Below are 617 nucleotides of genomic sequence, written 5' to 3'. Positions count from 1 at the left end.
AGCGGTTTTATGTAGTTCGGCGTTTTTTGTCGCACCTTCAACAAAGTCACTGTACAGATCAATCGGAGCTTCCTCTGAGCCTCCCAATGCTTTGTTTACGTTTGCTTTCGCGTCTTCTTCAGTAATTGAAGGGTCTTTTGCCATTTCAATCGCCACAAGGTCCGTGATAGGTGAGATCACGTTAGACGATGATGGTGCGCGGAATACGATTTCGTGCGCCATAGCTTGGCTTGGGTGGTCCATATCTACGGTGTAGGTGCCAGCGTATTTCTTGGCATCCAAGGCGATAAGTTGTTTCTGTTTCGCACCGTTTGGAACGAGAGTTTGCAGTGCTAAGGTTTTTTCTGGTTTAGCGGCCAGTGTAAGCTGACCTTTCTCATCGGTCAGACCAAGAATAGATTCTTGAGTGTCCCATTGACCGTTGTTGTTCGTGTCTTCAAAAACAACTGCATTTTTGAAGTAGCCGTCAAAACCTGTGATCACAACACCGTTGCTTGCACTGCTTGAACCGCTATCTGAACCGCCACAGCCTGTAAGAGCGATAGCCACTGACGCTGCTAATAAACTCACCTTATTCATTATTCATTTGTCCTTGTTCGTTTCCGAATGAGAAAGTC

At 46.2% G+C, this 617-nt stretch carries 1 pseudogene; it reads right to left on the bottom strand.

Features of this window, described 5'->3' with window-relative positions:
• A pseudogene (locus R8N47_RS26390) lies at nucleotides 1-579 on the bottom strand (hypothetical protein); the annotation flags it as partial.
• Nucleotides 580-617: the final 38 nt, after the last annotated feature.

This window comes from Vibrio sp. 2132-1 (genome assembly GCF_033344315.1).
Note: the sequence above shows the minus strand (reverse complement) of the source record. Positions and strands in the feature narration are given on the sequence as shown.